Origin of the sequence: Methanobrevibacter sp., from assembly GCF_045636185.1 — an archaeon.
Classification (GTDB): domain Archaea; phylum Methanobacteriota; class Methanobacteria; order Methanobacteriales; family Methanobacteriaceae; genus Methanocatella.
In genome coordinates this window covers 1-4,687 of the sequence record NZ_JAZTXC010000158.1, presented here as the reverse complement: position 1 = coordinate 4,687, position 4,687 = coordinate 1, and the positions used below count along the sequence as shown (strand labels likewise).

The window sequence follows — 4,687 nt, the reverse complement described above, 5'->3', positions numbered from 1 at the left end:
ATTAAAATTAAAGAAAAATTAGAACGAATTTCCATCGAAGTGAAATTTCAACTGTAAAAAATTTAAAATCAAATAGGCCTATAAAATTTTACAGACTCAAAAAAAAAAGAAAAAAAATAAATTTAAAATTATAAATTTATTTTGCCAGCATTATCTTATCAACAATACTCATTGCGGCATCTTCAAGGTCACTTGAAGCAAAACTGTCATTTGCATCAAAGTCATTATCAATTGCAATAACTGACATGTTTTTATTCTTGTTAGATAATAAATATGCTATTGCAAATCCTTTATCTTTAGTAAATGTATTAGCAGTATAATTGTAAGATCCACTTAAATCAGAACCGGTTACAGTTTTAGTACCGTTTATAGTTTCATTGTATTTGAAACCTTTTGCTGTTAAGTAGGAGTTAATTGCATTTGCACCAATAATGTCAGAAGATATGAGAATATCTTTATGATCATTATGTAACACAATACATGTATCATTAGTTGAATTTACTTTAAAATCCTTAGGTGTTTCAAAATTAAAAGTGTTAATCTGCACATTTTCAGCGAAAACAGCGGTTACACTTCCAGCTATTACAAAAATAGCTATTAAAGCAAGCAATGTTTTATTATTCATTTTATATTCTCCAAAATTTATTGAAGGAAATAATTAAATATTTCCTAATTATTATATATAGTTAAAAAATATATAAATGTTAGAGGTTTTCAAATGAATAGAAGAATAGATTTACATATGCATAGCTTATTCAGCGATGGTGAACTATTGCCATCCGAACTTGCAAGAAGAGCATTGAAATTAAACCATGAAGTTATCGCAATCACAGATCATGTTGATTATTATAATATTGAAGAAATTCCAAAAATCCAGTCAGCAATAGACGATATTAATTCAAACTGGGATATAACTGTTGTTTTGGGTGCTGAAGTCACACATGCACCGATAGAGTCAATTGACGGAATAGCTAAAAGAGCAAAACAATTAGGTGCAAAAATTGTGGTCGTACACGGTGAAACATTAAACGAACCTGTAACTCCAGGCACAAATATGGCTGCAGTTGAATCAAAATATGTCGATATATTAGGCCATCCAGGATTGATTACCCGTGAAGAAGCAGAGCTTGCACTTGAAAATGATATCTATCTTGAAATTAGTGCACGTAAAGGACACTGCCTTGGAAACGGCCATGTTGCAAGTATGGCCCGTGAAGTTGGAAACAAACTCTTGGTGGATACGGATACCCATTCACCTGACGATTTGATAACATTTGAAAAATCATATGAAATTGCACGTGGGGCAGGTTTAAGTGATGAAGAAGCCATGAAAGCTATTGTAAATAACCCTCGTGAATTACTGAAAAGCAGAGGCATTATATAATAGCATCTGCACTACACAAAACATTAACCATTACTCAGAAATGCAGAAGAATATGGAAATACATGAATTAACGAATATCTCTTATTTTGGCTTTAACTGCCAAAAATCCCATCCTCTAGAAAAATTAAATATCATTTAAGACTTTATAAGTTAAAATCAAGTCTTTTCCTAATGTAAATGAATCAGTCAATTCCAGATTAACGCCCTCATCCATCGTATCAAAGCCTTCACCGTCAAAGAGAGTCTTTGCATTTACGCCTCCAACCACTTTTGGAGCAATGCAAATTCTTATCTCATCAATAAGTCCTGCTTCAATCATTGCAAAGTTTAATGTAGCTCCTCCTTCAAGCATTAATGTTTTTATTCCTTCATTAGCCAAATAATCCATTAATGCAGTTAAATCCACTTTCTTATCACCACTGAAGAAAAATTCCACACCTCTTTGCTTAAATACATTGTATCTATCACTTACCAGGAAATCATATTTGAATTCATTGGCCACTGCAATAACCGTTTTTGCATCCTTATTTGTTATGCGTGCTGCAATTGGTGTTCTGCATTTACTGTCGACAACTACACGAACAGGATTGTCTTCAGGATTTGCATCAACCTTGTGAACGGTCAATCTTGGATCATCTGCCAGAACCGTTCCTATTCCAACCATTATTGCATCTACACTTTTTCTCAGTTCGTGAACTCTTTTCAGGTCATCTTCACCTGAAATATTTGAACTGTTTTTTGCAGTTACTATTTTACCGTCAAGAGTCATTGCAGCATTTAAAATAACGTAAGGCTTCATTTACACACCTCATATATGATAAAACATTTCTTTAATCTGAAGGAAATTTGCCAATGTCTGATTTCCTATTACTTCAGGCATTGTAAAGGCAACAAATATACCTAAAAGACCAAATATTAAACCAATGGCCCAAATTATATGAACAGCCTGCTTTTCTGTAATCGGCCTTCTTATAACCCATCGGATTAATGATTTGAAACCTGTTTCAGGTCTTATTAATTTACCTTCATCATCGACTTGTGTCGGTTTAAACTGTTGGCGTTCCATAACTCCTGCACTGTAGAATTTCATGGCTGCATCAATAATATTCGGCATCAGAACAATTAATGCAATCAGTTTAACCCTACCAATGAAAGCAATGCAGACAATGGTAGCACCGATGATTAATGTACCTGTATCTCCAGGGAAAATTTTAGCAGGATATTTGTTATAATATAAAAATGCAATTAAAGCACCCAGCATACTCATACTGATAATCGTTACATCGTATTTGCCTAAAATAATACATGATATAGTTAATGATGCGAGTGATATGACACCCAATCCTGATTCGATACCGTTTAAACCTGCCAGCATATTGGTCAGATTGGATCCAATGGAAACAGCTATTGGAATGGAAATTAAATATAATAATCCTACATTATCCGGAGCTACCCAAATTAAAGGAAGACCGGCTAAAAATAACAGGAACAATTTCTCTTTTGAAGATAAAACCAGTAAGTCATCAACAATACCAATAATACCTACAAGTAAAATAACAAGAAGCACAATGCTTAATGAAAATGTAAGAATATCGTGCATATAAATACCGGAAAACATTCCAATAATAAAACCGAATAGAATTCCAAATCCACCCATTTCAGCAACGATAGGCTTCCATGATTTATGTAAATCCTTACCTACAATATCTGCGGCTTCCAACTTTCTAATAATCCTGGGCATCGATAAATGAGTTACAAAAAAAGCAAGCAACCCACATATTAAAGCTATAACATATAACGGTAGTTGAGGCAATAATATCATAACAATCACTTACTTATATTATATATTACAAGTTAAAAAAATAGTTTTTGATTATTTACCTATTATTCAAAATATAATAAACTGTTCTGATTGGAATATTCAACTTTTCAGAAATTTCTTTAGGTTTCATGCCAGATTCCTTTAGCGATTTAACTTCATCATAATCATATTTTTTAGTATTGGTATCGAGCTTGGTTTTATTTCTTCTAAGCAAATAATAAACCCTATTAACAGTTATATCGAATATTTCTGCAATTTCTGCTGCTTTATAACCTTCGCTGGCCAGTTGCAATAATTCATCTTCATAATCACATGGCTTTTTAGATGCACCCCAATGATATTCCTTTACAACTTTAATCTGCAGCTGTTCCAAAGCATCAATATACTTTTCTGATATTCTGTTATAGATGCTGGGGGAGCAAGTTATTTCTTTAAGATTCGGATATTCATCTATTAAATTCATAATCCTAAGCAAAGACAAATTTTCAGTTACATGAATTGTTGTTAAGCTTTCATCCATATTCAACACTACCCTTTAACCAAATCAAGGAATTTTTTTGATTTATCTGTTTTAGGATTTTTAATATATTCGATGTTTTTAATCTCTTTTTTAATTTTAGATTCGTTAACATAAAATGCATTGCTGATACTTTCCATGTCAATATCACTATTTAAATACAAATGCGCTGCACCTAAGGCCGGATGGTTAACTTTAATCTTTAAATTTTTCATTTGCTTTTCAAATTTGAACTTCTCATATAGAATTAAGTCCTTTTCTTCCACATCAAGAATTTTAATATCGCTGAACTGATTTAAAATATCTGTAACTTTCGGAAATCTTTTGGAAAATACTTTTCTCTGTTGGCGATCAAGTTCAACACGAATATAAGGAAATGGACTGGTGGAAACTTTACGGTTGGAAACGGAAGTAGTTAAATAATATCTAAAAATATCCCAGCTAATCAATGCAGGAGCTATATTTTCAAATATTGTCTTTTCAATGGTATCTCGAGTCTTTAAATCCCTTTTGAGTGAACGGTTTAGTTCGCCATGGCGGTTCAAATATCTGAATTCCATTAATTTTTCGTTGATTTTATTTTCTCTCCATCTTTCGATTTCAGATGTGTCAAAGGCATCTATGAAATTCGGAGTATAATTGCTGTACTTATGATTGATTTTATCATATGTATTAATTCGCTTAAAATCAGACAATTTTCTTTTAAATATATCATCACAAATGTTATTGATAATGTCTTCAGCATATCTAACATAACCTAAAGCTAAAGATGTTCTTGCATGATTATCATCAATAATGGCAGGTTTTGTTCTATGGAATTCTAATTTTTCAATTCGTACATCCTTCCCATAGCTTTTTCTAAGTTCTTCTTCGTAGTTATTGACAAACTCAGAATCAAAGGTGGTTCTTTTTCTCATCCAACGATTATTGTTATCCTTATATCTGAATATTGTTGAAATGGTTT

At 32.1% G+C, this 4,687-nt stretch carries 6 protein-coding genes; 1 reads left to right on the top strand and 5 read right to left on the bottom strand.

The features are described 5' to 3' along the window. Positions 1–136 precede the first annotated feature (136 nt). Entirely contained in the window at positions 137–625 is a 489-nt protein-coding gene (locus tag ACKI3Q_RS08845; RefSeq protein WP_407416233.1) for a hypothetical protein, read from the bottom strand. A 93-nt stretch (positions 626–718) separates the two neighbouring features. Between ACKI3Q_RS08845 and ACKI3Q_RS08840 the strand changes: the two genes are divergently transcribed. Beyond that, positions 719–1,384, top strand: coding sequence for a histidinol phosphate phosphatase domain-containing protein (locus ACKI3Q_RS08840; RefSeq protein WP_407416232.1), 666 nt, complete (start codon positions 719–721; stop codon positions 1,382–1,384). 124 nt (positions 1,385–1,508) lie between these two features. Here ACKI3Q_RS08840 and ACKI3Q_RS08835 read toward each other — a convergent pair whose 3' ends face one another. The 4 genes from ACKI3Q_RS08835 to ACKI3Q_RS08820 all read right to left on the bottom strand — a co-directional run. Further along, on the bottom strand, positions 1,509–2,183 hold the full coding sequence (locus ACKI3Q_RS08835) for a 2,5-diamino-6-(ribosylamino)-4(3H)-pyrimidinone 5'-phosphate reductase (protein WP_407416231.1): 675 nt from the start codon (positions 2,181–2,183) through the stop codon (positions 1,509–1,511). Positions 2,184–2,192: 9 nt separating this feature from the next. After that, positions 2,193–3,206, bottom strand: a complete 1,014-nt coding sequence (locus ACKI3Q_RS08830) for an MraY family glycosyltransferase (RefSeq protein ID WP_407416230.1) — start codon at positions 3,204–3,206, stop codon at positions 2,193–2,195. A 55-nt stretch (positions 3,207–3,261) separates the two neighbouring features. Beyond that, the gene (locus ACKI3Q_RS08825; protein WP_407416229.1) at positions 3,262–3,726 is read right to left on the bottom strand and encodes a hypothetical protein; all 465 of its coding nucleotides are present in this window, start codon (positions 3,724–3,726) and stop codon (positions 3,262–3,264) included. A gap of 8 nt (positions 3,727–3,734) precedes the next feature. Further along, positions 3,735–4,687 (bottom strand): DUF530 family protein (locus tag ACKI3Q_RS08820; protein WP_407416228.1); only part of this gene is annotated, 953 nt, incomplete at its 5' end.

Excerpts from the sequence above, each read along its gene's own strand:
- ACKI3Q_RS08825 (WP_407416229.1), bottom strand. The coding sequence starts at position 3,726 with ATGGATGAAAGCTTAACAACAATTCATGTAACTGAAAATTTGTCTTTG.
- ACKI3Q_RS08835 (WP_407416231.1), bottom strand. The coding sequence starts at position 2,183 with ATGAAGCCTTACGTTATTTTAAATGCTGCAATGACTCTTGACGGTAAA.
- ACKI3Q_RS08845 (WP_407416233.1), bottom strand. The coding sequence starts at position 625 with ATGAATAATAAAACATTGCTTGCTTTAATAGCTATTTTTGTAATAGCT.
- ACKI3Q_RS08830 (WP_407416230.1), bottom strand. The coding sequence starts at position 3,206 with ATGATATTATTGCCTCAACTACCGTTATATGTTATAGCTTTAATATGT.
- ACKI3Q_RS08840 (WP_407416232.1), top strand. The coding sequence starts at position 719 with ATGAATAGAAGAATAGATTTACATATGCATAGCTTATTCAGCGATGGT.